The sequence below is a fragment of the Methanocaldococcus fervens AG86 genome (genome assembly GCF_000023985.1).
In the GTDB taxonomy this organism is placed as follows: domain Archaea; phylum AGJL01; class Methanococci; order Methanococcales; family Methanocaldococcaceae; genus Methanocaldococcus; species Methanocaldococcus fervens.
The window spans coordinates 383736-409132 of record NC_013156.1 but is presented as its reverse complement, the minus strand read 5'-3'; the positions used below and the strand labels follow the sequence as shown (position 1 = coordinate 409132).

The window sequence follows — 25397 nt, the reverse complement described above, 5'->3', positions numbered from 1 at the left end:
ATATTCATGGTATTAGGAAAGATATCCTCACTATTACCAAATTCACAGATTTTAACAAAAGTTAAGATTGCAGACATTAAAAAGAAGGAAAGTGAAGAAGGATCTGTGTTTTATATTGGAACCATGGTTGATAGAGATGGAGTAGCGAACTTTATAACATCCATTCCTTTAGAAAAAGGAAAATGCTATGAAATATTTGGTATAGTAACAGAAGAAAAGAGCGTTAGAATAATTGAAAAGGTTATTAAAGGAGTTAAGTACCCAAAAGAAATACCAGAAATTCCAAAAGAGGAATTATATAATAAAGGAGAAGTTTTTGATGTAAAAGTTCCAGCTATATTGGAAGTGCCTCAATCAACGATATTTGTAAACTATTACTGCAAGATATGTAGAGGGATTGTTGAAACGAAGATTAAACCAAGAGGTTTGGTCTACATCTGCAAAAATTGTGGAGAGATAGACCCAGAAGATGTTGATGTAAAGATTAAGGTTTTTGGAAAGATACACTTTGGAACTTCTTCAAAAAGATGTTACATCCCTCCAGCAACCTTAGAACAGTTCATGCCTGGAATTTTGGATATGCTTGACGAGTATGGAATTGATGACACAGTTAGAGAAATCTGCCTAAAATTAAATGGAAAAACATTTTTAGTTAGAGGATTTGAAGGAAAAGAAGGAAATTATATAATAACTGAAATGGAGGATATCTAACCATGCATAGAGGCACAACCTCTATTGCTATGAAACTTTTTCTAAAAGTTTCATTCGATATATTTTAAGTATTCTGGAAAATATTTTTTGATATAATCTCTATCCCTATCAATATAAACATGCATGCTAACAGAATGATGAACATAGCTTTTTAATTGAGTGTTAGTTTTTTCTGCAATATATTCTCCCAAACTTATTAATCCCAAGGCATTTGCAACATAAGCCAATAAGGCATCATTACTTCTAAAAACTACAGTCATGTGAAGGTTATTATCCCTAACCAAAAACTCTATGAACTGTAAGCATGGTACAGAGCCCCTCTCATCCTTACTAACCTCAATATCAATCTTTGGATTCCATGTTATTGCTATAGCCCTCCTACTATTTTTCTGCTGGTTTAATTTTTCAATTATGTAATCTATTTGGTTAATTCTTTCCTCATTGTATGGGTATTCAAATAGTCTCTCATGATAATCATAGCTGAAAATGTTTTTTGAACCGTATAAGAGGTTTTTCCTATACTCTTCAACTGCTTTTTCTCCTAATGGATATTTTTCTGGAACTTTTTTCAATTTTGGGTTTGTGATTTCTATAATTGTGTTTCTAATCTCTTTTGTTCGCTCTCCAAATTCTGTTTCCACCAAATCCCCTTCAGTTAGTATTTTTGGTATCAATTCTTCAAAAGATGACGCTACAGAAGGTTTCTTTATGCATAGCATATTTTTACCTCTCCAGTATTTTAGACCATAAAAATAAAAAAAGTTATATTGTGTATATAAACTTTAAAAATAAAAAATTTCTTTATTTGGATTTAAAATATTTCCCCAAGCATGGGGCTTACATCCTATTGGCATGAAACTTTTAGTAAAAGTTGAATGAAAATCATAGATTTTCATAGCTGGAAAGCAGAGCTTTCCATTTTATCAAAACTAATTCTCCCCAGGATTTTCTTAAAAGGCTGTTCGTTAAAAAATAAAAATTATTCTTTTTTGCCCTCAACCTTTTCAACAATTCTTTCAACAATCTTTTTAAACTCTTCACTAGCTTTACAGTCAAGTAAGACCATTGGTATTCCTTTATCACTTGCCTCCCTTGCTTTAACATCTAAAGGAATTCTTCCTAAAAATTCAACTCCAAACTCTTTAGCAGCCTTCTCTCCCCCTCCTCTACCAAATACATCTACAACTTTATTACAGTGTGGGCAAACGAATCCACTCATATTTTCGATAATTCCAAGTATTAGGATATTTAGCATTCTAGCCATTGTTATTGATTTTTTAACGTCCAATATAGAAACTTCTTCAGGTGTTGTAACTACTATAGCTCCATCAATATCCGGAATTGATTGCATGATTGTTAATTGCTCATCCCCAGTTCCTGGTGGAGTATCTATTAATAAATAATCAAGTTCTCCCCAAGCTACATCAGCTAAAAACTGCCTAATAGCTCCACTAACCTTTGGACCTCTCCAAATAACTGGTGTTTTATCATCAGGTAGGAGATAACTAATTGACATGGTTCTTATCCCTTCTTTTGTAACTATTGGAAATATTCCTGCTGGTCCAACCATTGGTTGGGCATTTTCAACCCCAAGCATCTTTGGTATATTTGGGCCATGAATATCAGCATCTAAAACACCAACTTTTTTACCCATCAAGTTTAGAGCAGCCGCTAAATTAACTGTTACTGTTGATTTACCAACCCCTCCCTTACCACTCAGAATAACTATTTTATGTTTAATTTTTGACATATTTTCTCTAATTTTTTTATCTTGCTGAGCTAAAAGTTTTTTTGTATCAGAACATGTGTTTTTTGATGCACAGCTGTTACAATTTCCATCACATTCAGCCATGGTCTCACCATTTTTTCTCATATGAGTAAAAATAATTAACCACTAAATAATAATGATAGAGGAGCATATAAAGTTATCCATCTCTCTGTAATATAACTTAAATATTATAAGCGTTATATTATAGTTAAAATTTAAACCAAAATAACACTAAAAATAAAATGTAAAGATGTTTTTTAAATTTGTGTGTCTGGGTGTTGTGTGTGGATATTTGGGTGGTAAAATGGACGATAAAGTAGATTGGTTAAATAAACTGATAGAAGAGCTTGATAAGGGTTCTTCAAACATTGCAAAAACAGAAATTTTATCTGATGAAATCATAACAAAACTTAACGAACTAATTTCTGAAATTAACAACTATGTTAATGAAATACATTATGGATTAAAGATAACAAATGAAAGAATAAATTTATCTGTTTCAGAATTAAGCGAACTGGAAAAAAAGTTGAATGAATATTTGACTATTGCAGAAAATATGAAAGAATATATCGAAAATACCCACAACGAAATAATGGCTATTAAAAGTGAAATGGAAGGGATAAAGCGTTCATTGGAAAAATCCTCACTTAAGGTAGATGTGGAAAATTCTCTAAAAACCCATGATAAAAAAATTGAAATTTTAAAAAACAATATTAAATCCTTATCAAAAACCCAACAATCTATTATTGGCTCATTAACTTACGTTAAGACCCTACTTTATATAACAATTGCATTAACTATTGTAAATACTCTTATTTCACTAAAGGTCTCTGGAATTATTGGTTAATAAACAAATTCCTCATAACAAATGTTTTTCTCATTAAATATTTTTTTAATATCGTTTAATAGCTCATCATAGCTGTATTCTTTTCCAAAATCTAAGCTTTCCTCTAAAATTTTGCCAACATCGTCATCTCTCATATTTTTTATTAAAAATATTACAGAACCTTTTAATATCACCGGATTTTTTAAAATATCATCCCTGTCTCCATCTGTGATGCCAATAATCTTTATTCCAAATCTCGCTAAAATATCTCCACAAATTGTTGTTGTGTCATCCCCAACTGTTATAACTGCCAAAACTTCTTTATTTTTAATTTTTTCAATAACGTCCTCTCCAGCGTGATTAACAACTACAACATAACCCTTATCTATATTTTTATTCTCAATTTTTGGATTTGTTGGATGCCTTCTCAAAACTCCAGTTTTTATCACAGCTGTTTTCAAATCAACATCTTTTAATTTCTCAATTCCACCTTCCTTTAACTCCCCTCCAATGATATCAACTATCTTTCCATTCTCAGCAACTAATATAACCTCATTACTTTTAGCTCTTCCAACAACAATACCATTTACCAATATTGCCTCACCAACATCAACACCATGAACTTTTCTAAATACCCTTCCATTTTCTTCCCAAACCTCTAAGCCGTTGCTTATGCACCTTTCAATTTTTAAGTTTAATTCTTTTGATAAATAGTTGGCAATCTCTTTAACAACTTCTGAACCATCATCATTCCAAATAATAATTGTCCCATCCTTTTCCCCAGGCCTCTCAATTTGAATAATTGGTTTATTTAAATTTGCCCTCTTAACAACAATTTTTCCAAACGTATGCCCAGTAATCTTTGATTTCCCATAGTTCATTAAAACTAAAATATCATTATCAGCCAATTTTTTTAATGATTGGGAAGGCATCAATTTTTCTGAAATATCTATACTATCCTGCAAATTGTTGTCTATAACAGCCACTCTCCCCATAGTTCCTCCTAACTTTGCCTTAACTTCCCCAAATTTTTTTAATAAATTTATAATTTTCAATGCGTAGCCACTATCCACAATCTCAGGCCCATGTACAACAACTCCAATCTTTAATCCCATAACTCTCACTCTCTTTTTTTATGATTCCATCTCCACAATCCTTTTTTTATCCATTCTTCTCCTAAATTATGTTTTTCAGCATATACTCTCAAAACTCTTTCCCATTTTTCCCATAAATGTGGAAATTCCCTCTTTATCTTATCAATTTCTCCCATCTCCATGGCTGGGCAGATAAAGCAACCAATCCTGTCAAACCCTTTTTCATACAATTTGTTATAAGGGGCTTTCTCTCTCAGTAAGTATATCCAAACATGTAATGAAGTCCAGTGGAATATTGGAAGAGCGTTTATCTGCTTTTTAATGTATGTATTTCTATGAATTCTTTTTTTAGTTGCCCTATTAAAACTCTCATACTTTCTAACTCCAACAAACGATAAAACTTCCTCATAATTTTCATCGATAAATCTTTTTAATGGCTCTAATTTACAAATCTCAGAACACCACCTATAATCTCTCGCTGGAATTCCATACTCTTTAACTTTTTCCCAGAAATCAGCACCTTTTAATTTTATTATTTTAATGCCATAATGTTTTTCAACATCTTCAACATTTTTTAGCGTTTCCTCAAACTCCAATCCAGTATCTACAAACACCACATCAATATCTTTTCCTAAAGCCTTTAGTGTTAAAATTAGTGTTGTTAAGCTATCCTTCCCACCAGAAAAAGCTACCATTACTGGCTTTTTTATTCTTTCATAGGTGTTTTTTATAAATCCTATGGCATTTCTTTCATAGTTGTTTATAACTCCTTCATTCGCCTTAATCATTAATTTAAATGCCTTTTCTAAGCTATTATATGTTTTTTTAGGTTTATATTTATCCTCATCTTTAATAAACGCCCTAACCTTGACTACTTTTCCCTTTTCCGTCTTTTTTATCTCTTCAGAGGAAACAACAGCCAATCCAGTTCCAACGACATTATTATTTTCATCAACTATTATCACATCATCTCCTTTTTTGATATCATCCGTAAATTCAACTATTCCTGGCCTTAAAATTGAGCCTTTTTTGTTTTTTAATACTTCAACAACATCATTTTTTATCTTAACTATCCTTTTATAAGCCCCTTTTTCCATTAAATCTCTTGCACCATTCAATTTTAATTTAATTTTCCATTTCTCCTGCTCTTCATCAAAGTAGATTATGTATTTTACTTCACCGTCTGTTATGACCTCGTAAGCCTCTTCGTTTCCAGGAAGTTTGTTTAGCAAAATAATCTTTCCATTTAATACATTTTTTGCTCCAAACTCTTCCTCTATAATTTTGTTTACAAAATCAATATCATATTGAAATCCCAGCCTTGGGTCTCCAGGTGGTGTTAATTTTACTTCTTCAGCTTTTGAATTACAGACTTCACAAACTCTCCCCAATAGAGGAATGTTACAATTTTTGCACCATTTTAAGTGAATTTTCCCAATGTAAGTTTTCATAGCAATCACACTCGAAAGAAAGTTTTTTATATCATATAAGTTAGAAAATTTTTTAGTTAATTTGTTGTTTAGGTGATTGTTATGGATATTACTCAATTCATTCCAGATATTGGTAGTGGATTTGTTATTGGGTTTGTAGTTGGATGGGCTGTAAAAAAGGCTATAAAAGTAGTGGCATTTTTAATAGGGATTTATATATTAAGCTTACTTTACCTGGCAAAAATAGGGGTTATTAGCATAAATAAAGAAGCATTTTCAGCACTTCTCGGAAATTTAGAAAATTCAATATTGGTTTTTGGAGATAAGCTTGTTGGTATTATCCACTCATTCTCCTTTGGAGCTTCATTCCTTGCGGGATTTGGATTAGGATTTAAAAAAGGATAAAGTTAAATTATAAATATTATTATTTTATTTTTTATTTTTCCAACTCTACAACATCAACAGGTTCTAATGGAATATTTTTTAGAACTTTTCCAATTGTTGCCTTGGCTATTCTTATAGCATGTTCTGGACTTTCAGCGTTAAACACCTTCATAGATAATAGAACTCCAACTAGAGCTGTTCTTGCTACAACTAATACACAATCAACTAACTCTCCACATTTTGGACAGATTGTTAGCCCAATATCTATATCTACATAGTTTAATCCTTCTTTGTTAAGCATTTTACCTATTTGTGAGATAGTGACGCTTATCGCGTCTTCTACATCGTCTACATTTCTCACAATGTATGCAGCTTGCAAAGTCACATGGTAATTCGGCATCTTCTCTCACCAACTACAAAATCTCATTTTATTTAAATTTCATTTAAACTATTAATTACCTTACTTACAACCTTACTATTATTTAAACTTATTGTTTAATTTTTAAAGAGGGGAGGGCTAAAGCTTAACTAAAAAAATTCCTAAAAAAATGTTGTAGAATGAAGGTAATACAACTTGGAGTAATAGGAGATTTAAAGTTACATTCTTTGGGTATAATCCAGAATAAAATGGAAAAATTCGTGACCAACTTTCATAAAGAAGAGTAAATAATCCAGTTCCAAGAAACATACAACCCAATACTTTATTTATTGGGTAGTTATAGCTTAACATCACCTTAGCTATTCCATAAGCAGCTGCTGGACTAAACATAGCGGTTGTGATATATGCAATACCCAAAGAATCTAAGCTGAGTTTTCCGAGAATTGGAGATAATATAGCTGTTATTTTATCCAAAATGCCTAATTTAATCATAAACACCACTAATGCAAAAATAGGCGTAAATCTTAATCCAAATTTTAATGAGGCTCTCAATCCCTTAATTAGTCCATTTTTAAAAGCATCTTTTGAAAAGTTAAGATTAATTTTGCTATTTTCCATGTTGAATTTTACGCCTTTATATCTCTTACGTCCAATCATCAACACAATAAAAACGAGAAGAAAATCAAAAATAATTCTTAAACCTATATAATATAAGGTTATAACTCCCAAAAGTGGTAGGAGTACTGGTAAATAATAGCGGTAGATATACATAACCCTTAACGGTAGATTTGAAGCCAATATTGCTATATAAAGGTCGATTGGTTTAATTAATTTATCCTTTAGCATGGCCGATGCATTTGCATGGGCAACCCTCGGACTAACTAAATATAGTGCTGGAATTGGTGTTAAAGCTGGATGAATGCCAAATTCCGCTATCTTAGAAGTTTTATTTCCAATAAACTTTATTAAATTGGTTTCACTTAAAATTTCAGCCAAAATATACCCAAAAGTAATTGATGCCATTGATATTACGTAGATGTTTAAAAAATCCAAGCTCACACCTTATAAGCTATTTCATATTTTTATTAATTTTGGTAATATACTTATAAATAATTACCTAATAAGTTTTAAATAGCACTTCCTCCAGTTTAATTTAAAAAATCACAGGGATGGATATGATAGAAAAAGCAGAGGTTTTGATGGAGGCTCTACCATTTATACAGAAATTTTACAATAAGATTTTCGTTATAAAGTATGGCGGTCATGCGATGATTGATGAAAAGGCAAAGAACTGGACAGCTCAAGATGTGGTTTTATTAAAATACGTTGGAATAAATCCTGTAGTTGTTCATGGAGGAGGGCCTGAGATAAACAAAGCTATGGAAAAAATGGGTAAAAAGCCAGAGTTCATTCATGGTTTGAGAGTTACTGATGAAGAAACTTTAGATATTGTTGAAATGGTCTTAGCTGGAAAGATTAATGGGGATATTGTTTCAAAGCTATCAAAGTTTGGTGGCAAAGCTGTTGGTTTATCTGGAAAATCTGGAAGAATAATAATTGCAAAGAAAAAAATAAAATACATTAAGAATGAAAAAGGGGAGGAGATAGCTGTAGATTTAGGAAGAGTTGGAGAAACAGCTGAGGTTAATACTGAACTCTTAGAGATTTTAATAAATAATGGTTACATTCCAGTTATATCGCCAATTGGTTTAGATGAGAAAGGAGAGGCTTATAACCTAAACGCAGATACGGTTGCTGGAGATATAGCAGGAGCTTTAGAGGCGGAGAAGTTGATTTTAATAACAGATGTAGATGGAATTATGGATGATATAAACAACCCAGAAACTCTGCATAGAAAACTAACTGCCTCAGAGCTGAGAGAGATGATAGAGGATGGAAGAATAAAAGGAGGGATGATTCCAAAGGCTGAAAGTGCTTTATACGCCTTAGAGCATGGAGTTAAGAGTGTTCATATCATTAATGGAAAAATACCCCACGCTTTATTGTTGGAAGTATTTACAGAGGAAGGTATTGGAACTATGATAACAAAGGATTAAACTTCGTTTTTCCTATTAAGATTTCTATTGGCTAATTTTTTATATCTCTTTTTTAATTTTTAAATTAAAATTTAAATTTTTGGTTGATACCATGATTATACTCTTAGATTTAAATGGAACAATAGCTACCGATGGGAAGATAAAAGAAGGAGTTAAGGAGAGGCTTTCTATTTTAAAAGAAAAGGCTGAAATATATATTTTATCTGCAGATACTTTTGGCACTTTGAATAAAATAGCGGATAGCTTAGATGTTAAAGGCATGAAAGTAGATAGGGAAAAATATGGAAGTGAAAAAATAGCTAAATTAAAAATTTTGGAGAAGTTAAAAAAAGAAAATCCTGATAAAAAGATTATAGCTATAGGCAACGGAAATAATGATGAGTTATTGTTAAAAAACGCTGATTTGGGCATCTGTGTTATTGGAGATGAAGGAGCATGGACAAAAACGTTATTAAGCTCTGATATCGTTGTTAAAAATATAAATGATGCTTTAGATTTGTTGATAAAGAATAATAGGTTAAAAGCAACAATTAGAGATTAGATTAATATGTCAAATACACTTTCAGCAGTTTTAGAAGTTAGTTCATATATAGTCATAACTTTATCTGATATCTTCTTTAAACTAACCGTTGGTTTTGTATTTATGCAGATAGAGTAAATTTTTATCTTCTTTTTTATCTTCTCTTCATTAATTTTCTCTAAAAATTCTAAAGATATTTCACACTCTCCATCTGTTATAAAAACAATATCCCCATTAAACTTTAACGCCTCTCTTAAAGGTTTTTCAAAATTCGTTCCTCCTCCATAAAACACAGATGCAAAATCCAAAACCTCTTCAAAAGACATCTTTTTTTCATAAATCTTTATATCCCTAACTCCATCGTCAAACAAAACCGCTATATATCTTTTATTTCTTTTTAGGGATATTTCCATCAAGCAGAGGGCTATTGCCTTTGCCCAAATTTCTTTATTTCCCCTCATGGAGCCACTTAAATCTAAGCAAACCACAAAATCCCCACAATTTTCATTATTCTCCAATATCTTATAATTTAAAAGTTTATTTTCATTGTATCTCCTTAAAAATCCACAAAAAGTGTTTCATCAGCAAAATTTCTGTACTCTGATGAAATTAAATTATCCAAATTGTTTCCAAATTTTATTGAATATTTCTCCTCAGAAAAATGTTTAATCTTCCTTTTATATTTTTTTATAGCTATTCTTTTGAATCTTCCAAATATTTTTACGAATTCTTTAATTTTACTGTTTTTTAATAGTTTTTCTGTTAATTACAATTTTTTCTTGGGTCTGTGTAGCTTTTATATCCCTTTCCAGAACCAAAACAGCTAAAAGATGAGGTTATATTTTCCATATAACTTTCAAGCTCATCTAAAAGTTCATTTATATCTTTTTCTTTACTTTTTTTCTTAAACTCCTTAAATTTTTCAGAAAAGAATTCTGTGGCGATTAATGAATAATTTTCATCTAACGTAGTTATTGATTTTACATTTTTAAATCTTCTATCCTTAATGATTTTCTTAATTAAATCATTTTCTTCTAAAATTTCAATCTCATATTTAAAAAATAGATAAAATATCATCTCTGTTTCTTTTTCACTTAAATAAAAGGTTATTTTATCTCTACACCTTTCCCAAACCATTTTATCATACTTATCATACCTAATCATTATATCACCATAATACCAAACTAAAAATAAATCATAAAATATATATGCTATTTTGTGTAAAAGTATTACACGGTGAGAGTATGGAAGTGAATATTTTGAGTATCTCAATAAAGTCACCTTCGAAAGTCCCTAAATGTAAAGTTTTAGAGTTGGATGTTGATTGGAACATTGAATATAGAAAAATGGAGAGCAAAAAATTCAATTTTTTATGCAATATTAAGGCTTATGGTGAGTTATCATTTGAAGCATGTGTTGAGGGAGAGATAAATACCGAGAAAGATTACAACAAGATTCCAAACTTTGTGTCAATAAGCATAGTAAAAAATCTAATGAACTCTATTCCAAAGTTAATTAGCCACGCTCAACAGTTTAGAATTGAGGAAAATGTATTTATCAAGCCTAATGTATCTCTCGCATCCTAATTAAATATTTATCTCCAAAATCTCTTAAAATTAATGGGATGAACTCATAAACTAACTTTTTATCGTATTTATAAAGTTCTTTTATCACATAAATACCATATTCATTAAAATTCTCAAATAATTTTAATAATATTGCCTCTTTATTGTCAGATTTCATAATTAATTTAACCAACACATTGGCATAAACTTCATTATCCAATCTCTTTATAAGTTTTGGATATGCGTAAATTGTTAATTTTGATGGAATATTTCCCAAAGCTTCAGCACATGCAAACCTTATACATTCAAATTCACTATCTAAAAGCTTTATTAGGTATGGTATATAGGTATAAACCAAATTTGGATGCTTAACTCCAACTTTTTGAATAATCTTTATACAATAATATATGATAACTTTATTTCTTGAATCTGAAGAGTAATGAGTTGATATTATGTCCTCAAATCCTCTCTCTTTTGTTGATGTCAATAGCTCAAATACATCATCTAAGATATTTAATTTAATTAATTCATAAACATCCATTTTGTATAACTCTTTTAAAATTTTTAATTTCTCATTATTCCCATAATTAAGCCTTAATTTTTTCTTATATTCCTTAGATTTCATTTAAAATCCCTTCAATATACATGTTGAAATCATCAGTTTCTTTAATAACTTCATCAATAAAATCAGTTTTTCTCTTGTTTATTACTGCCTCATTTCTTATTTTTTTCAATTCCAGCCTTATATGTGCCATCTTACAAAGAATCTCAATCAATTTATTATAATCTTTTTTACATTCACCAACTTTTTTAATATCAATGTATTTAAGCTCATTTTTAAGATTTTTAATTATCTCAGCCTTATCTAAAACCTGTTCAGCATATTTGTTGGTTATGTTGAATATTATTTTTGAAACAATTAATATATCATCTATATACTCCCAAAATATGTGCCTCAATATCTCTAAATCTTCAATTTCAGCCTCTTTTTTTCCGTTTAAATAGGCGAAGCATTTAACAACCTTAACCGATTTTTTAAACCTCCTATCTGAAATATAGATATGGTTTTGATACAACTTCTTTCTTATATCAACCAAATATCCAACAACACCATCTATATCAACTTTACGAGCTTTTTCTTGCATCTTTTTAAGCTCTTTTATGGTTATTTTGGTTTTTGCTTTATAGTCTTCCTCCAAATAAACAAGATTTATCAAGTTTTCGTAGCTTCTTATTCCTCTGACGACTTTTCTAAATAAAAATCTATCATAAAATGCCAATAATTCATTCTCTTCTGGTAACTCGTTTGAAGCTCCGAATAAGCTTATCAAAGGAACTTTTTCAACCTTATCGCCGTTGTGATAAATCCTCTCATTAATTATTGAGAGTAAAGCGTTTAGTATAGAACTGTTTGCTTTAAAGACCTCATCTAAAAATGCTATTTCAGCGGTTGGTAAGTAACCAGAGGTTTTTCTAACGAATTTGTCATTATCTTTTAGCTCTTTAATGCTTAAAGGCCCAAACAATTCATCTTCCGTAGTGAATCTTGTTATAAGTTTTTCAAAGTATTCAGCATTTATGTGTGATGCTATAGCCCTAATTAATTGGGATTTAGCAACTCCAGGATTTCCCAAAAATACCGTATGCTCGTTAGCTAATATTGAAGTTAAAGCGATATCAATCTCCTCCCTCCTCTCCAAAAAATAAGAATTTAATTCTTTTTTTATTTTTTCGAGTTTGTGCATATTTTCACTTAAATGCTTATTGTAGTTAGTTGAGCGAACTCAACATTACTAATTCCTTTTAATTTATTTACAAATTCGATTATTTTATCTCTTTGCCCTTTAATTGCAATCTTTCTAAGAAGTTTTCCTTCAAACGGAATTTCGAGTGATATTACTACGATATCTCTGTATTGACTCTCCAACTCAACAATATCTTCAATAGCCTTTGTATTATAAATGACAGTTATTTCACCAATTTTTGACTCAATTCTGCTAATCCAATCGTATTTCTTTACGTAATAATCTAAAGCTCTTCTTATAAATTCTGACCTCGAGATTTTTTCCTCTTCAATAATTTTATCAACTTCCTTTAGCAGTTTTTTCTCAATGGTTAATGAAATACGCTCCATAGTATCACTTTTGTAATACTTATTTTTAGAATGGTATTAAAATTATTGGTATAAAAATATTACTATTAATGTAGTAATTAAGAACATATATATTTGAATAATATAATTTTTATGAAAGATAAAATTTATTATTAAACATTAAACAGAAAATATTATATATGATGAATTTTATTCAATACAGTGCGCCATAGGATCACCCCCACATATTTGGGCTCACCTCTGTGAGGATTTGTTTTGTATTTTATTTTTTAAATATTATTATTTTTATATTTTCTATTAATTTTTAGGAATAAATAGAAAATTTTACATACTTATTGTTATCATTTTTTGTAGTTGTAGTATCAGATAACAAAAACAGTTGGTGTTGGTAATGCCACATTATGAAGATAAAATAGATTTGTATGACGAGAGAGGAAAGGTGTTAGAGGAAAACGTTCCATTAGAGGCGATAAGTCCATTAAAAACCCAATAATTGAGAGAATAGTTAATGACATTAAGAGGAGCGTTGCTATAAATTTGGCAGGTATTGAAAACGCTTTAAGAACAGGGGCTGTTGGAGGAAAGGCTTGTTTTTGTCCAGGAAGGGAATTAGATCTGCCAATTGTTGAAAACGCTGAAATTATTGCTGAAAAAATAAAAAGAATGGTTCAAGTTGATGAAGAGGATGATACAGTTGTTAAGTTAATCAACGGAGGAAGGCAGTTATTATTACAACTTCCATCAAAGAGATTGAGAGTAGCTGCTGACTATACAGTTTCTGCATTAATTGGGGGTGGATCAACTGTTCAGGCAATCATTGATACCTTTGATGTTGATATGTTCGATGCTCCAGTAGTTAAAACGGCAGTTATGGGAAGATACCCGCAAACAGTTGATTTTCATGGGGCAAATATTGCAACTTTATTAGGTCCTCCAGTTTTATTAGAAGGGCTTGGTTATGGTTTAAGAAATATTATGGCAAACCACATTGTAGCAGTTACCAGGAAAAAACATTAAATGCTGTTGCTTTAGCTTCAATCTTAGAACAAACAGCAATGTTTGAAACAGGAGATGCTTTAGGAGCATTTGAAAGATTACACTTGTTAGGTTTAGCATTTCAGGGATTGAATGCCACAATCTAACTTATGAACTTGTAAAAGAGAACGGAAAAGATGGAACTGTTGGAACTGTAGTAGCTTCAGTTGTTGAAAGGGCTTTGGAGGATGGAGTTATAAGACCTTCAAAAACACTACCTTCTGGATATACAGTTTATGAGCCAGTAGATTGGGCATTATGGAATGCCTATGCAGCATCCGGTTTAGTTGCTGCAGTTATCGTTAACGTAGGAGCTGCAAGAGCTGCACAAGGTGTTGCATCAACCGTCCTCTACTACAACGACATATTGGAATTTGAAACTGGATTGTCAAGTGTTGACTTCGGTAGAGCGGAAGGGACAGCAGTTGGTTTCTCATTCTTCAGCCATTCAATCTACGGAGGAGGAGGGCCTGGAACATTCCACGGAAATCACGTTGTTACAAGGCATAGTAAAGGATTTGCCATCCCATGTGCTGCAGCTGCAATGTGTTTAGATGCTGGAACCCAGATGTTCTCAGTTGAGAAGACATCAGCATTAGTCGGAACTGTGTATAGTGCTATCGACCATTTAAGAGAGCCTTTAAAACACGTAGCTGAAGGAACTGTAGGAATAAAAGAAAAAGTTATTTAAAATCTTAAAATGGTGATTGTATGGCATACAAGCCGCAATTTTACCTGGGAATACGCTAATTGCTGAAAATAGAAGAAAGCACATGAATCCAGAAGTTGAGTTAAAAAGGTTAAGAGATATTCCTGATGATGGGGTAGTTAAGATATTAGGGCATAGAAACCCTGAGAAAGTTATAAGACAGTCCATCCTCCATTAGAAGAGATGGATTTTGAAGAAGATCCTATTAAGGAGATTGTTGAGCCAATTCAAGGGGCTAAAGAAGGAGTTAGAGTTAGGTATATCCAGTTTGCTGATTCAATGTATAACGCCCCAGCTCAGCCATACGATAGAGCAAGAACATACATGTGGAGATTTAGAGGAATAGATACTGGTACATTATCGGGAAGACAAGTTATTGAGATGAGGGAGCTTGATTTAGAAAAAATTTCTAAAAACTTCTTAATTGATACTGAATTCTTTGATCCTGCAACTTGTGGAATTAGGGGAGCTACCGTTCACGGGCACTCATTAAGATTGGATGAAAACGGTTTAATGTTCGATGCATTACAGAGATATGTCTATGACGAAAAAACAGGACACGTCGTTTACGTTAAAGACCAAGTTGGAAGACCATTAGACGAGCCAGTAGACGTTGGAGAACCATTACCACAAGATTATCTAGCTAAGATAACAACCATTTACAGAAAAGACAACATTGGAATGAGGAAGGATAAAGAGGCGTTAGAAGTCGTTCAAATAATTCACGAGGCAAGAACTAAAGGAGGGTTTGGTTTAGAAGTATTTAAAAAAGATTTGAAAAAGAGATTAGGTGAAGAATAATGGATGCTGAGAAAAAGCTTTTTCTAAAGGCATTGAAGGAGAAGTTTGAAGAAGATCCAAAGGAAAAATACACTAAGTTCTACATCTTCGGTGGATGGAGACAGTCAGCAAGAAAAAGAGAATTCGTTGAAGCTGCTCAAAAATTGATTGAGAAGAGAGGAGGAATTCCATTCTACAACCCAGACATTGGGGTTCCATTAGGGCAAAGAAAGCTGATGACTTATAAAATATCGGGAACCGATGCTTTTGTTGAGGGGGATGATTTACACTTAGGGCTAGGGGGCCAAACGAACCTGGAGGAGTACCATTTGGAATATTTGCAGACATCATACAAACATCAAGAGTTAGTGATGACCCGGCCCAAGTAACATTGGAGGTTATTGGAGCGGCAGCTACATTCTACGATCAAGTTTGGTTAGGAAGCTACATGTCTGGAGGGGTTGGATTCACACAGTATGCATCAGCAACGTACACAGATGACATCTTAGATGATTTTGTCTACTATCGATTAGATTACGTTGAGAATAAATATGGATTATGTGGAGTTAAGCCAAGTATGGATGTGGTTAAAGACATTGCTATAGAAGTTACGTTATATGGATTAGAACAGTATGACACTTATCCAGCTTTATTAGAGGATCACTTCGGAGGTTCGCAAAGGGCTGGAGTTACTGCAGCTGCAGCAGGATGTTCTGTGGCATTTGCAACAGGAAACTCAAACGCTGGAATTAATGGATGGTATCTAAGCCAAATCTTACATAAAGAATACCACAGCAGATTAGGATTCTACGGTTATGACTTGCAAGACCAATGTGGAGCTGCAAACTCTTTATCAATTAGAAGTGATGAAGGATTGTTGCATGAATGCAGAGGGCCGAATTATCCAAACTACGCAATGAACGTTGGGCATCAACCAGAGTATGCAGGAATTGCACAAGCTCCCCATGCGGCAAGAGGGGATGCCTTCTGCCTAAATCCATTAATTAAAGTGGCTTTTGCTGATAACAATTTAGTATTTGACTTCAAGTGGCCAAGGAAGTGCATAGCAAAAGGTGCTTTAAGAGAGTTTGAGCCAGCGGGAGAGAGATTTAATTATACCAGCAGCATAAATTTATTTTTTATTTATTCTTTTATTTTTAAGTTTATTATTTTGCTTATTTTTGATTTTTAGAATTAATTGGAGGGGTAATATGAATTTTGAAGTTGTTGAATTAGAAGGACATATAATAGATTCAAACATTTTATCAAAAGTTTTAGATAAAATAATATCAATGGGAGGGGATTTTAAGATAGAGAAACTTGATGTTGGAAAAACAAACAAAGATAAAAGTTATGCAAGAATTTTAGTTAAAGGAAAGAAGGGGGACATTTGGATAGTATTTTAAGAGAAATTCAACAGTTAGGGGCTGTTATATCTACTGAAGATGTTGAAACAAAAAAAGCTCCAAGAGATAGGGTTTTGCCAGATAACTTTTATGGAACAACAAACCTCCCTACCTATGTTAAAATAGATGGTGTTTGGAAAGAGGTTGAGGATATTGAGATGGATTGTGTCATAGTTATTGAAAATAGAAATGGGGAAAGGATTCCAGTATGTAAGCGAATGGGTTTAATTAAGGAAGGGAATGAGGTTGTAGTTGGTTATAGAGGGATTAGAGTAGTTCCATTGGAAAAGGGGAGGGAAAAGGATATATTTGGATTTATGCAGAGTGAGGTATCACCAGAGAAGCCATTAGATTACTATTCAAAAATAATAGCAGAAGAAATTAAAAAATAAAAGAAAATAATGGCAAAATTGTTTGGGTTGTTGGGACGGCAATAGCTCACACAAGAGCTCATAAGATATTGGAGAGATTAGTTAGAGATGGAATATGTTGATGCATTATTTTGTGGAAATGGATTTGCTACAATGGATATTGAATATGCGTTATTTGGAACAACGTTGGGAATGGATGATACGTGTAATGTTGTTAAGGGAGGATATAAAAGTCATCTTGTAGCTATAAATGAAATGTGGAAGGCAGGAGGGATAAAAGAAGCCGTTAAAAGAGGGATATTAAATAAAGGAGTTTTATATGAATGTGTGAAGAATAATATCCCCTATGTTATTGGAGGCTCTTTAAGGGATGATGGACCATTGCCAGATACGATAACGGATGTTATGGTTGCCCAGGATGAGATGAGGAAATATGCCAAAAATGCTGATATGTGTATAATATTAGCTACAATGCTACATGGTATAGCAACTGGAAATATACTGCCAGCAAGGGTTAAAACTGTCTGTGTAGATATGAATCCTTATGTTGTTACAAGATTGCAGGATAGGGGAACTCATCAAGCTTTAGGTATAGTTTCAGACCCATGTGCATTTTTACACATATTGGAAAAAGATTTATATGAAAATTTTTAAAATAAATTAAAATTAAAATTTAAATAAAAATTTTTTGAGGGAAATTATGAAAATCTCAATCTGTGGAAAAGGAGGGTGTGGAAAAAGCTCGATAACTGCTTTAATGGCTAAAGAATTTGCTAAAAAAGGATATAATGTTTTGGTTATTGATGGAGATGAATCAAACATGAGTCTTAATAAGTTGTTGGGCATGGATTTACCAAAGGATTTTATACAGTATCTTGGTGGTAGAAAGGAGTTTATGCAGAAGCTAAAATCTCAATCTAAAGAAAACGTTAAGCTATTTGATGATTTATACATTAGCTCTCTTCCAGATGATTACTTGTCAAAAAAAGATAATATCAAGCTCCTTTCAATTGGAAAAATCCACGATTTTGGAGAAGGTTGTGCATGCCCAATGGGAGTTTTGTTGAGAGAGTTTTTAAAATCTTTAAAATTAAATGATAAGGAAATTGTGATTGTTGATACTGAGGCGGGGATAGAACATTTTGGTAGAGGAGTTGAAGGAGGATGTGATGTTATTATAGCGGTTGTAGATCCTACTTATGAATCTATAAGGTTATCTAAAAAGATTGAGGAGATTGGAGAAAAATTAGGAAAGAAGGTTTATTTCATAGTTAATAAGGTGGATTATGAAACAAAGGATTTAGTCCTTGAGAATATTAATAAAGATAAAGTCATTGCAGTTATTTTTAATAATAAGGAAATTATGAAACATGGATTGAAAGGGGAAGAATTAGATGTTGAAATTCCTGAAATTAAAAAAGTTGTTGAGTTTTTAACTGAATAACTTTTTATTGCTTCTTTTATAATTTTTGATTATTGTAAATTTTTTATATATTTTTTCATAATTTTACCGAAAAATTTATATTTGGTATTAAAAATTCTTGGTAATATCTTATAACATAAAATGGTGATAATATGCTAAAAAAGCTAATAGGATTATTAACAGTTTTAATAGTTGCAGTTGGTTTTTGTGGATGCATGGAGCAGAATACAAAGATAACTGCAAGCGAAAATATTGAAAAGATAAAGGTGGTTGATTTATACGGAAGAGAAGTTGAAGTTCCAAAGGAAGTTAATAGGATAGTATGTTGTGGTCCAGGATGTTTAAGGCTAATTACCTACTTAAATGCAACAGATAAAGTTGTTGGAGTTGAAGATGCAGAGAAGAAATGGACTCCATGGACAAGGCCTTATAGAATAGCTCATCCAGAGTTGGCAGAGCTTCCATCTATTGGACAAGGAGGTCCAAGTCCAAAACCTAATGCAGAGGCTATAATTCAAGTAAATCCAGATGTAATATTTGTTACATACATGTCAAAAGAAAATGTCGAGGCATTACAGCAAAAAATTGGAATTCCGGTAGTTGTTTTAAGTTATGGGCAATTAGCGACATTTAACAATGAAGATTTATTTAAATCATTGGAACTTGCTGGAAAGATATTAGGAAAAGAGGAAAGGGCTAAAGAAGTCATTAAGTTTATAAAAGATTGCCAAAATGATTTAAATGAAAGAACAAAGGACATTCCTGATGATAAAAAGCCAAAAGTTTATGTTGGAGGAATTGGGTTTAAAGGAACACATGGAATTGAAAGTACTCAATGCAATTATCCGCCATTTGTTGCAGTTAATGCAAAAAATGTTGTAGATGAGTTAAATAAATCTTCACATGTATTTATAACAAAAGAGCAGCTTTTAAAATGGAATCCAGATGTAATATTTATTGATGAAGGAGGATTAAATTTAGTTATTGAGGATTATAAGAAGAATCCTGAGTTCTACAACTCATTAAAGGCGTTTAAAAATGGAAATGTTTATGCTCTCTTACCTTACAACTTCTACACCACGAACATTGGAACAGCTTTAGCAGACGCCTATTATATAGGTAAAGTTCTCTATCCAGAACAGTTTAAAGATATAAACCCTGAAGAAAAAGCTGATGAAATATATACTTTCTTAGTAGGAAAGCCAGTTTATAAAGAGATGAAGGAGAAATTAGGCGGATTTAAGAAATTGGAGTTTAGCAATTAATTTTCATATTTCCAATTTTTATATTTTATAATTATTTTTAGGTGATACTTATGATTTTAAAATCTCCAGAAAAAAGCCCAGAGGGAATATTAAACTTATTTGACGAAATTTATTCGCAAGCAAGAATTTTTTACTTGTTAAAAGCTGCATTAGATTTAAATTTATTTGAATACTTATCCGACTATAGAAGCGCAGAAGATTTGGCAGAGATTTTGGGAGCTAATTTGATTTTAACAGAGTATATGCTAAAAATCTTAGATGAGCTTGGTTTAGTTGAAAGCAAAATTGTAGATGGGAAGGTTTATTATAAAAACGCCGATATAACAAACATATACTTAAAAAAAGATTCGTATTATAACATAATTAACCCAGTATACAGTTATTTTGATAATATAAAAAATTGGGAGAATTTAGTAAATATATTAAAAAATAAGGAAAACTGTCAAAATATAGACGTTAATAACTTTTTTCCAAATGTTATAAAGAGAATGGCAGACGAATGTAAATGTTGGGAGTTACAGAAGGTTTTGAATTATATAGCAAAATATGAAGAGTTTAAAAATGCTAAAAAACTTCTTGATTTAGCAGGAGGGCATGGATTGTATGCCATTGGCTTTAGTATGCTGAATAAAAATTTAAAATGCTATGTGTTTGATTTACCAAAGGTTGTTGAGGAAACTAAAAAGTTCATTGAAAAATATGATGCAAAAAACGTCTTCACAATTGCAGGAGATTTTTATAAGGATGATATTGGAGAGGGTTATGATATCATATTTACCTCCTACAATCCTGGTGGAAAAAACCCAAAAATTGCAGAAAAAGTTTATAACGCTCTAAATAAAGGAGGATTGTTTATAAATAAGCAGTTCTTTCCAGAGAGGGAGGAGGGAATTAAAGATTACATAAACAATATGGAATGGAACTTCTCAAAACCGAAAGGGCTTGAAAAAGATAGATTAAGATTTACATTTAAAGGAGATTTGAATTTTAATGATTATTTAAAATATTTGGAGAACTTAGGCTTTAAAATTTTGGAAGTTGTTGATATTCCAGAACTTTTGGGATTTGAATGCTCTGGAAATGCAAAGATGATTATCGCTAAAAAATTGTAAAAAAGAATTTAGAGCATCTTGATTAATTCTAAAGCAGCTTCTCTTGTCTTCTCTCTGTCTCCACCAGCAACTACAACGACATCGTGTCCGTTTGCCTCTCCTGGTAAGACAGCGATTGTTGCTGGGCTGTCGTTGTCTAAAGCTAATTTTCCAGCATCAACTAAAGCTTTTGTTAATTTGTTTGCAACTGGTCCACCAACTAAGATTAAGTTCTTATCTGCTGAATCTAAGCTAACCTCAGTATCTAACTTAGCAATTGGTGCTGTTAATGCAACTGGCTCTACAGCGTTAGCTTCAATACCCTTCAACTTAACTTCTGCATTCAATGCAGTAACTTTCTCTCCAACGTTTACTGTAGCGTCAACAGTCTTGTCCATTGAGAAGTAGACGTATAACTTGTCTTCTTTGTCTTTGTCATCTAACTTGAATGTTATGTAATCGAGGATGTCTACTTCATCACCATCATCTAAATCCTCAAACTCATCTCCTTCATACCTAAAAGCGATACCAACAATTTTTGGTCTATCACTATCACTTATATCCTTCTTTAGTTCTATATTATTGCCGTTTTTCAATACAGCGTATGGTACCCAGTCGTTTATATAGTCCTCTCCGAGGTATAGGCATTTTACATCTTTCGCAATTATTAATTCTGCGTATCCGTAGTTTTCTCCAACATCCATCCAAGCACTGTGTACAACAACCGATATTTTACCCATGCAACCTATCTTTAAAGCATTTCTGTTTGTTACTACATCTGTTTTTTCAATAATGACCTTACCATCTTTTAATATATCAACAGTTACTTTGTATTCTCCAGGTGTTGATGATTTTAATATTGATTTTACTTTAACTGCATAGCCGTTTCCTACATCATAGGTTTCTCCTTCTTTTAAAACTCCGTCATATACCAAAGTTCCAAGGCCTATAGAATCATCATCTGTCTTAATTCTAACTACAACCTGTTCTTTTCCTAAGAATGGAATTCTCATTCCCAGTTTTAGTTGTGTTGTGTTTTCAAACTTCTCTTCGTCATTAGTATAAACTAATGACATATAAACTGCATTTTTTTTATCTACCATTAATTCTCCTGAGTCATTTTGAACTGCAACTGCTACAATCTCTCCAGCATCATCATCGCTGTCATACCAATCTTTTGGGTCGACATCCTCAATCTTTAACATTGTTGATACATCACCTAAGCTGACGATTTCATTGAGTTCATCATCATCAACACCTAACGCATCAGCTAATCCGTATGGATCTCCAGTATCATTTTCAAATGCATCTGCATAGTCGCTGTCTGATGCTGCAACGAATACTGTGTAATTGCCTTCAGGAATTGTCTCCGCATATACATCGACGTCATCTGATTTAGCTTCTGCGTGGACTGTTATTTCAGCGCTTCCGTCTTCAACTGTTCCTTCTTTGTAGCACAAGCTTCCTATTTTAGCTGCAATGTCAGCTGCTGAGACAACATCCATTGTTGATGGTGCATCAGCACCAACGACAACGTAGCAGTTTGGCTGTCCATTTTTAACGAATAAGTCTTTTGTAACTTCTCCCTGAACTGTTACCTCAGCAGCAACTCCACTTGCTAATGCAGTAGCAACCATTGCACCTCCAACAGCAATAGCACCGATTTTCTTTAAGCTCATAGCCATACATCATCACCTTTTTTTAATTTTTAATAATAAATATGTCAATATCTTTATTAATTTATCTTAATTTTTTCTTATTTTTCATAATATGCTAGATATGCAAAACTAAAAAGTAATATATAACTTTTACGATTTTTTTTAAAAATATTATTACTAGTTATTACTATATTAGAATTTGTCATTATTGGATTTTATCAAAAAAGACCTTTATGTTTATTTAAACTCTAAGAAAAGTTTTAACATATTTTTAAATTTGAAAATAGTAATTTTAACCCTTCAAAAATATATCATAAAAACGTAATCTCTAATTTCAAGAGTTTAATTTTAATAATTTTACCATAAAATTTATATTTGATAATAATATTTTTACTTTGTGTAATATAATTTAATATAAACATTGTAAAAATGACAAATGATAGCAAATATGGTGATATAAATGTTAACTGAAATCCTACAAAAGGCTTTAAAAGATCCAATAAATCCTAAAGAAGCTTTATACATCATAAAAAATGTTAAAACAATAAATGAATTTTTGGAAGTTGCAAAAATTGCATCAAAAGTTAGGGATGATGAAGTTGGAGCAATTTTTAAGTTTGATGGATTTATTGGCTCAATAACCTCATGTAAGATAGGTCCTCCATGCAAATATTGCGCTAGATCAGCGGGAATAGACCTGATTTCGCAGAAAAGCCATTGACGATTGAAGAAGTAGAACTTGCAGCAAAGCTTATAGAATCAACAGGAACAAAAAGGGTTGAGATTGGTGGAGGGACATTATTAGAAGGCGGAGGAGAAAAGGTAATAGAGGCAGTGAAAGCGATTAAAAAAGCATCATCAATGGATGTGTGGGTGAATGTAGGACCCTGTTTAAATAGCAATGATTTGGTTAAATTGAAAGAACTTGGAGTTATAGAGGTTTGTAGCAGTTTAGAAACAATAAATCCCGAAGTATTCAAAGAGGTAAAACCTTTATACTTCACGCATTTGGTAATGTCAATCCTCAAGATATATTAAACGACCCTCAATGGCAATCAATAAATGCTGTTAAAAATAAGAGAGTTTATAAGTTGTTAATTGGATGGGTAGGTTATTATCCAGAAGGGTTTGTAATTGATGTTATCGCATATGCAAAAGCTTTACATCCAGATAAGTTTGCCAATATAGATGTGGAAAAAGAAGGAAATGAAATATTCAAGTTTGTTTATGGTGTTGATGGAATATACAGCAAGATTAAAAAAGACTATAATATATCTGATGTATAATTGCAGTTTCTATTTTTTTCATAATTTTACCATAAAATTTATATTTGGTATTAAAAAGTTTTGGTAATATCTTATAACATAAAATGATGATAATATGCTAAAAAAGCTAATAGGATTATTAACAGTTTTAATAGTTGCAGTCGGTTTTTGTGGATGCATGGAGCAGAATACAAACAGTTGGAAAAAATGTAAATAGAGTTATTGGCTTAGGATGCACAGGGAGAGAGCTTGTTTACTTATTACATGATGAAGCAAACCTAGAGAATCTACGAAGATGAGAACTGGAAATGGTAAATGGCCAACTGACTCAGATTTGCCTTACATTCTCGCATATCCAGAACTCCAAGAAAAACCTATAGTTAGAACTAGAGAAACATTAAACCTTGAGAAAATCATAGAGTTAAAACCAGATGTTATCTTTGTCGGTCCATGGGATGCAAGTGAGGCAGATAAGATACAACATTTTAGGAAAAGAGACAAGAGCAGAAGATTTAATCAATGCAATAAGCTCATATCTTGAAGATTTAGATAAAAGAACAGGGAATATTCCAGATGACAAAAAACTTAAAAAATTCAAAGAAGTTCATGGAAGATTTGATAAAGTTTCAGTAGAAAGGTGATATTGTGAAAGATTTGATATTAAAAACAGCTAAAGATGTTAACGAACTTGTATCTGGTAATATTGAAGATATTATTGTTTCTAACTATCATCCATGGGTTACAAGTTATGTAAAATACGATGATGAAGATATTGGCTGTGGAGTATGTGCGGCGGTATATAAAGGAATGGGGGAGGAAAAAATCCCATTGAATTTATTTAAAGAAATTAATAACTTAGATATTTTTGGAAAAGATGCCTATAGTATTATAAATGAATTCATCAAAAAAGAAGAACTTTTATACAACTCAATAGCGATCTCCACTCTTTCAGCATTATCATATAAATTGTTATCAAAAGATTTTCTTGAAAAAGATGGCTATGTGGTTAATGAAATATCAAAGATTAAACATAACTTATTTGGTGAGTTGATTGGGGAAGAAGGAAAAAAGATTGTTGATAAAGATGATATTGTTGCAATAGTAGGCTTTGCACATTGGACATTTCCATACTTAAAAGATAAAATTAAAGAATTAAGGTGCTTAGAACTTTTAGATAAGGAATATTTTGATGTATTTTCATTAAAAAGAGAGAAACCAAAAATTAATGTTTATAACGACCCAAAAGAGGTGTTGAAAGAGGCAGATGTTGTATTTATTACTGGAATGACAATTCTCAATGGAACTCTTAAAAATATCTTAAAAAACTGCAAAAATGCAAGATTTAAGATTATTTATGGATCTTCATGCTCTTTTTATCCAAAATATTTATTTAACTTGGGAATTGACTGTATTTTGGCAATGAAAATTCCGAACGATTATGAAACAAAAATAAATATTATCGAAACAAGAGGATACTATCCATTTCTATCTCCTAATACAAAGATGCTTATGATTATGAAAAGATAATAAAAATTAATAAAAATTTA

At 31.8% G+C, this 25397-nt stretch carries 26 protein-coding genes and 4 pseudogenes; 18 read left to right on the top strand and 12 right to left on the bottom strand.

All coding sequences use genetic code 11. The features are described from left to right. Positions 1 to 6: 6 nt before the first annotated feature. The gene (locus MEFER_RS02120) at positions 7 to 711 is read left to right on the top strand and encodes a hypothetical protein (RefSeq protein ID WP_015790987.1); all 705 of its coding nucleotides are present in this window, start codon (positions 7 to 9) and stop codon (positions 709 to 711) included. A 50-nt stretch (positions 712 to 761) separates the two neighbouring features. Here MEFER_RS02120 and MEFER_RS02115 read toward each other — a convergent pair whose 3' ends face one another. Together MEFER_RS02115 and MEFER_RS02110 are read right to left on the bottom strand one after the other, a co-directional pair. Beyond that, positions 762 to 1430 carry a thymidylate synthase gene (locus MEFER_RS02115; RefSeq protein ID WP_015790986.1) on the bottom strand — a complete coding sequence of 223 codons (669 nt, stop codon included), beginning with the start codon at positions 1428 to 1430 and terminating at the stop codon, positions 762 to 764. Positions 1431 to 1690: 260 nt separating this feature from the next. After that, complete coding sequence (locus tag MEFER_RS02110) at positions 1691 to 2563, bottom strand: Mrp/NBP35 family ATP-binding protein (protein ID WP_048056284.1); 873 nt, start codon at positions 2561 to 2563, stop codon at positions 1691 to 1693. A 220-nt stretch (positions 2564 to 2783) separates the two neighbouring features. Here MEFER_RS02110 and MEFER_RS02105 point away from each other — a divergent pair, with 220 nt between their 5' ends. Continuing rightward, entirely contained in the window at positions 2784 to 3326 is a 543-nt protein-coding gene (locus MEFER_RS02105; RefSeq protein WP_015790984.1) for a hypothetical protein, read from the top strand. On the opposite strand, the gene MEFER_RS02100 is transcribed toward MEFER_RS02105, so the two are convergent. After that, positions 3323 to 4420 (bottom strand): DUF2117 family protein, encoded by a 1098-nt coding sequence (locus tag MEFER_RS02100; protein ID WP_015790983.1) that lies wholly within the window; start codon positions 4418 to 4420, stop codon positions 3323 to 3325. The genes MEFER_RS02105 and MEFER_RS02100 overlap by 4 nt on opposite strands. A 5-nt stretch (positions 4421 to 4425) precedes the next feature. Beyond that, positions 4426 to 5850, bottom strand: a complete 1425-nt coding sequence (locus MEFER_RS02095; RefSeq protein ID WP_015790982.1) for a phosphoadenosine phosphosulfate reductase domain-containing protein — start codon at positions 5848 to 5850, stop codon at positions 4426 to 4428. 81 nt (positions 5851 to 5931) lie between these two features. On the opposite strand from MEFER_RS02095, the gene MEFER_RS02090 reads away from it, so the two are divergent. After that, complete coding sequence (locus MEFER_RS02090; RefSeq protein ID WP_015790981.1) at positions 5932 to 6234, top strand: FUN14 domain-containing protein; 303 nt, start codon at positions 5932 to 5934, stop codon at positions 6232 to 6234. A gap of 31 nt (positions 6235 to 6265) precedes the next feature. On the opposite strand, the gene MEFER_RS02085 is transcribed toward MEFER_RS02090, so the two are convergent. Beyond that, positions 6266 to 6613 carry a DUF555 domain-containing protein gene (locus tag MEFER_RS02085; RefSeq protein ID WP_010869560.1) on the bottom strand — a complete coding sequence of 116 codons (348 nt, stop codon included), beginning with the start codon at positions 6611 to 6613 and terminating at the stop codon, positions 6266 to 6268. Between the two features lie 117 nt (positions 6614 to 6730). Next, the gene (locus MEFER_RS02080) at positions 6731 to 7645 is read right to left on the bottom strand and encodes a hypothetical protein (RefSeq protein ID WP_048056283.1); all 915 of its coding nucleotides are present in this window, start codon (positions 7643 to 7645) and stop codon (positions 6731 to 6733) included. 116 nt (positions 7646 to 7761) lie between these two features. On the opposite strand from MEFER_RS02080, the gene argB reads away from it, so the two are divergent. Together argB and MEFER_RS02070 are read left to right on the top strand one after the other, a co-directional pair. Next, positions 7762 to 8649 carry an acetylglutamate kinase gene (gene argB / locus MEFER_RS02075; protein WP_048056282.1) on the top strand — a complete coding sequence of 296 codons (888 nt, stop codon included), beginning with the start codon at positions 7762 to 7764 and terminating at the stop codon, positions 8647 to 8649. Positions 8650 to 8740: 91 nt separating this feature from the next. After that, positions 8741 to 9190, top strand: coding sequence for an HAD family hydrolase (locus MEFER_RS02070; protein ID WP_015790978.1), 450 nt, complete (start codon positions 8741 to 8743; stop codon positions 9188 to 9190). Here the strand turns inward: MEFER_RS02070 and MEFER_RS08475 are convergent. Beyond that, entirely contained in the window at positions 9187 to 9657 is a 471-nt protein-coding gene (locus MEFER_RS08475; RefSeq protein WP_245527789.1) for a hypothetical protein, read from the bottom strand. The genes MEFER_RS02070 and MEFER_RS08475 overlap by 4 nt on opposite strands. Before the next feature lie 274 nt (positions 9658 to 9931). After that, positions 9932 to 10333 carry a hypothetical protein gene (locus MEFER_RS08470; RefSeq protein WP_245527788.1) on the bottom strand — a complete coding sequence of 134 codons (402 nt, stop codon included), beginning with the start codon at positions 10331 to 10333 and terminating at the stop codon, positions 9932 to 9934. A gap of 80 nt (positions 10334 to 10413) precedes the next feature. On the opposite strand from MEFER_RS08470, the gene MEFER_RS02060 reads away from it, so the two are divergent. Continuing rightward, on the top strand, positions 10414 to 10755 hold the full coding sequence (locus MEFER_RS02060; RefSeq protein ID WP_048056281.1) for a hypothetical protein: 342 nt from the start codon (positions 10414 to 10416) through the stop codon (positions 10753 to 10755). On the opposite strand, the gene MEFER_RS02055 is transcribed toward MEFER_RS02060, so the two are convergent. Genes MEFER_RS02055 through MEFER_RS02045 form a run of 3 tightly spaced genes read right to left on the bottom strand, consistent with a single transcriptional unit; the run spans position 10733 to position 12868 of the window. Then, complete coding sequence (locus tag MEFER_RS02055) at positions 10733 to 11359, bottom strand: HEAT repeat domain-containing protein (RefSeq protein WP_015790976.1); 627 nt, start codon at positions 11357 to 11359, stop codon at positions 10733 to 10735. The two genes, MEFER_RS02060 and MEFER_RS02055, sit on opposite strands and share 23 nt — an antisense overlap. Beyond that, complete coding sequence (locus MEFER_RS02050) at positions 11349 to 12479, bottom strand: AAA family ATPase (protein WP_015790975.1); 1131 nt, start codon at positions 12477 to 12479, stop codon at positions 11349 to 11351. Before MEFER_RS02050 ends, MEFER_RS02055 begins: the two co-directional genes overlap by 11 nt. Positions 12480 to 12487: 8 nt before the next feature. Further along, positions 12488 to 12868: a CopG family ribbon-helix-helix protein gene (locus MEFER_RS02045; RefSeq protein ID WP_015790974.1), complete on the bottom strand. Its 381-nt coding sequence runs from the start codon at positions 12866 to 12868 to the stop codon at positions 12488 to 12490. A 370-nt stretch (positions 12869 to 13238) separates the two neighbouring features. Between MEFER_RS02045 and mcrB the strand changes: the two are divergent. From mcrB to MEFER_RS02010, 7 genes and pseudogenes are all read left to right on the top strand, one after another. Then, positions 13239 to 14573 (top strand): annotated as a pseudogene (gene mcrB / locus MEFER_RS08640) (coenzyme-B sulfoethylthiotransferase subunit beta). Positions 14574 to 14593: 20 nt separating this feature from the next. Beyond that, positions 14594 to 15392, top strand: a pseudogene (gene mcrG / locus MEFER_RS02035) (coenzyme-B sulfoethylthiotransferase subunit gamma). Continuing rightward, positions 15392 to 16501: pseudogene (locus MEFER_RS02030) on the top strand (hypothetical protein). The pseudogenes mcrG and MEFER_RS02030 overlap by 1 nt, the downstream one beginning before the upstream one ends. A gap of 81 nt (positions 16502 to 16582) precedes the next feature. After that, positions 16583 to 17802 (top strand): annotated as a pseudogene (locus MEFER_RS02025) (ornithine cyclodeaminase). A 46-nt stretch (positions 17803 to 17848) separates the two neighbouring features. Next, positions 17849 to 18592, top strand: coding sequence for an ATP-binding protein (locus MEFER_RS02020; RefSeq protein ID WP_015790973.1), 744 nt, complete (start codon positions 17849 to 17851; stop codon positions 18590 to 18592). A gap of 131 nt (positions 18593 to 18723) precedes the next feature. Beyond that, positions 18724 to 19836: an iron ABC transporter substrate-binding protein gene (locus MEFER_RS02015; RefSeq protein WP_015790972.1), complete on the top strand. Its 1113-nt coding sequence runs from the start codon at positions 18724 to 18726 to the stop codon at positions 19834 to 19836. A 50-nt stretch (positions 19837 to 19886) separates the two neighbouring features. After that, positions 19887 to 20948 carry a methyltransferase gene (locus tag MEFER_RS02010; RefSeq protein ID WP_015790971.1) on the top strand — a complete coding sequence of 354 codons (1062 nt, stop codon included), beginning with the start codon at positions 19887 to 19889 and terminating at the stop codon, positions 20946 to 20948. 8 nt (positions 20949 to 20956) lie between these two features. Here MEFER_RS02010 and MEFER_RS02005 read toward each other — a convergent pair whose 3' ends face one another. Beyond that, positions 20957 to 22612, bottom strand: a complete 1656-nt coding sequence (locus MEFER_RS02005) for an S-layer protein (RefSeq protein ID WP_015790970.1) — start codon at positions 22610 to 22612, stop codon at positions 20957 to 20959. A gap of 433 nt (positions 22613 to 23045) precedes the next feature. Here MEFER_RS02005 and MEFER_RS02000 point away from each other — a divergent pair, with 433 nt between their 5' ends. The 5 genes from MEFER_RS02000 to MEFER_RS01980 all read left to right on the top strand — a co-directional run bounded on the left by MEFER_RS02000 (position 23046) and on the right by MEFER_RS01980 (position 25377). Beyond that, positions 23046 to 23306, top strand: coding sequence for a hypothetical protein (locus MEFER_RS02000; protein ID WP_048056280.1), 261 nt, complete (start codon positions 23046 to 23048; stop codon positions 23304 to 23306). After that, positions 23303 to 23623, top strand: coding sequence for a hypothetical protein (locus MEFER_RS01995; protein ID WP_048056279.1), 321 nt, complete (start codon positions 23303 to 23305; stop codon positions 23621 to 23623). The genes MEFER_RS02000 and MEFER_RS01995 overlap by 4 nt, the downstream gene beginning before the upstream one ends. A gap of 53 nt (positions 23624 to 23676) precedes the next feature. After that, on the top strand, positions 23677 to 23871 hold the full coding sequence (locus MEFER_RS01990) for a hypothetical protein (protein ID WP_048056278.1): 195 nt from the start codon (positions 23677 to 23679) through the stop codon (positions 23869 to 23871). A gap of 440 nt (positions 23872 to 24311) precedes the next feature. Then, the gene (locus tag MEFER_RS01985) at positions 24312 to 24491 is read left to right on the top strand and encodes a hypothetical protein (protein WP_048056277.1); all 180 of its coding nucleotides are present in this window, start codon (positions 24312 to 24314) and stop codon (positions 24489 to 24491) included. Positions 24492 to 24495: 4 nt separating this feature from the next. After that, complete coding sequence (locus MEFER_RS01980) at positions 24496 to 25377, top strand: Rossmann-like domain-containing protein (RefSeq protein WP_015790969.1); 882 nt, start codon at positions 24496 to 24498, stop codon at positions 25375 to 25377. Positions 25378 to 25397: the final 20 nt, after the last annotated feature.